The 2384-nt window shown below is 63.5% G+C and carries 3 protein-coding genes and 1 pseudogene; all 4 read right to left on the bottom strand.

The features are described 5' to 3' along the window. Positions 1–156 (bottom strand): annotated as a pseudogene (locus EN939_RS39430) (MFS transporter); the annotation flags it as partial. 88 nt (positions 157–244) lie between these two features. Beyond that, positions 245–985: an NUDIX hydrolase gene (locus EN939_RS30240; protein WP_127271326.1), complete on the bottom strand. Its 741-nt coding sequence runs from the start codon at positions 983–985 to the stop codon at positions 245–247. An 86-nt stretch (positions 986–1071) separates the two neighbouring features. Next, on the bottom strand, positions 1072–1506 hold the full coding sequence (locus EN939_RS30235) for a DUF983 domain-containing protein (protein ID WP_174800363.1): 435 nt from the start codon (positions 1504–1506) through the stop codon (positions 1072–1074). An 11-nt stretch (positions 1507–1517) separates the two neighbouring features. Further along, a partial coding sequence (locus EN939_RS30230) for an RNB domain-containing ribonuclease (protein WP_127271322.1) occupies positions 1518–2384 on the bottom strand: 867 nt, incomplete at its 5' end.

Genomic DNA, 2384 nt, shown 5'->3' with positions numbered 1-2384 from the left:
CATCGAAGCCGAATGGCCGCGCGTTTCAAGGATGACGCTGAGCAGCGGCATGCCGAGGCCGATGGCGATGCCGACGACGCTGATCGACGAGATCGCCGCCACCATCGGCAGCCAGTGTACGCGTTCGTCGCCCTGTGGTTGGGTATCGACCGTCATGGGATGCTGAATACTCTGCCTGTTTGATCTAAGGAAAGTGCTGAGCGCTTTTCCGGGAAAACCGCGTCACACTTTTCCTGGAATTGCTCTAGAGAAGTTCGCGGGTGAAGCGTCTGCGGACAAGCCGGTAGAAGGGCACGGGTCCGCCTGGACGCAACAGTGGATCATGGGCGAGGCGCTTTTCCAGCTCGTCCAGGATCATTCGGGTGATGTCGGGTATGTCGGCTTCCCTGGCCTTGGCGAGCGGCAGCCAGACCAGTTCTTCGAGCTCGTTGGTGGGACTGCCACCGGGCAGTTCGACGGCGACGTCGTCACGCCAGGCGCTGAAAAAGCGGGTGTCGAAGCGGCGCACCCGGTTGGGCGGCGTGATGGCGCGCGCAACGAAGCGCAGCATGTCGAGAGAGGGTTGCACGCCGTGTTCGGCAAAGCCTTGCCAATCGGGCCTGGGGGTTGCGAAAGCACCCTTGCGGCCGATCAGCAGCCCGGCTTCCTCATAGGTTTCGCGGATGGCGGACAGGGCGATGGCGCGGGCTCGTGCGGCGCTTGTGCGGCCCGGTCCGGCGATCAGCCTGGCTTCCTGCTCCGGGTGCAATGCGGCGACGACCGGTATGCGGCTGTCGGCCGGATCGGTGCGGCCGCCGGGAAAGACGAACTTGCCCGGCATGAAGGCGTGGCCGGCATGACGGCGACCCATCAGAACCAGCACGTCATCGTCCTTGCGGTCGAGCAGGATGAGGGTTGCCGCGTCGCGCGGGCGAATTGGCCGGTCGCTATGAGCGATCATGCTCCGCTCGATCCTGTCGACTTCCGCCTTGGTCATACCGTCCATGCGCAGGACCTAGCGGAAACTTCTGGCAAGCGAAAGTGGCCTTTCACGGTCGGTATGTTGCGCCAGGCAGCATTCTTGGCTGCGGCCTAGGCTCCGGGATGCGGCTCGATCACGTCGTGCTCGCCGCCGAAGCCGTGCATATAGAAGGCCCATTGCAGTCCGATGACGGCACCCTTGATCGGCTGCAGCAACGCAACCGACAAAAGGATGGTCAGCGGAACCCAGATGGCGATGTGCTGCCATGTGGACAGCGTCGACGTGGCCTCAACGCCCATGAAGGCGCCCAGCACGACATGGCCGACGATGACGATGACCAGATAGGCGGGCAGGTCGTCGGCCCGGTGGTGATGCAATTCCTCGCCGCAGACACTGCATGTGTCGACGGTCTTGGTGAAAGCGCGAAACAGCTTGCCTTCGCCGCAATGCGGGCAGCGGCCGAGCAGGCCGCGCTTCATCGCCGTCCACAGCGGGCGCGCGGTCCGGCCCGAGTGATGTTCTCCGCCGAAAACCTGTTCTTCCATGGCTGTTGTCATCATCGTCTCCTGCCGCGCGAACCCGGTCGCGATTGCGACGCGCGGGCGCGGCCCTTGGCCTTGTGAAACGACCGCTTGGAGCCCGGCAGAGGCTTTGGGTCGGTCAACATCTCGAAGCGCATCGCCCCGGCCATCGGCGCCACCTCGAGGAGACGGACCTCGACGCGGTCCGCGAGTTGGTAGCCTTTGCCCGAGCGTTCTCCGAACAGGGAGCGGGCCGTTTCGTCGTATATATAGTAATCGCCGTTCAATGTTGACACCGGGATGAAACCATCCGCGCCGTACTGCGGCAATTGGACAAATAGTCCTGACTTGGTGACGCCGGAGATGCGGGCATCGAACCGGTCGTCGACGCGTTCGGCAAGGTAGGCGGCGATCAGACGGTCGACCGTGTCCCGCTCGGCCGCCATTGCGCGGCGTTCCGTGCCGGAGATCAGCACCGCGACATCTTCGAGCCGTACCGCTTCGTCCTGCGTCAGCCCGCCGGGACCCAATCCGAGTGCGGCAATAAGTCCGCGATGCACGATTAAATCGGCATAGCGGCGGATCGGCGAGGTGAAATGGGCGTAGCGGCGGAGGTTGAGACCGAAATGGCCGATGTTCTTTGGCGAGTATTCGGCTTGGCTCTGCGAGCGCAGAACCACTTCGTTGACCAGGCCTTCATTGTCGGCGCCGCGCACGCGCTCCAAAATGCCGTTGAACTGGCTTGGCTGCATCTGCGCGCCGCGCGCAAGTGACAGGCCCAATGTCTGCAGGAACTCGCGCAGCGATTCCTGTTTGGCCAGTGATGGCGCGTCATGGACGCGATAGACCAGTTCCTGTTTCTTCGCCTCGAGCGTTTCGGCCGCCGCGACATTGGCCTGGAT

It is taken from the genome of Mesorhizobium sp. M7A.F.Ca.CA.002.05.1.1, from assembly GCF_003998335.1.
Taxonomy (GTDB): domain Bacteria; phylum Pseudomonadota; class Alphaproteobacteria; order Rhizobiales; family Rhizobiaceae; genus Mesorhizobium.
This window is presented reverse-complemented; position numbering and strand designations above follow the sequence as displayed.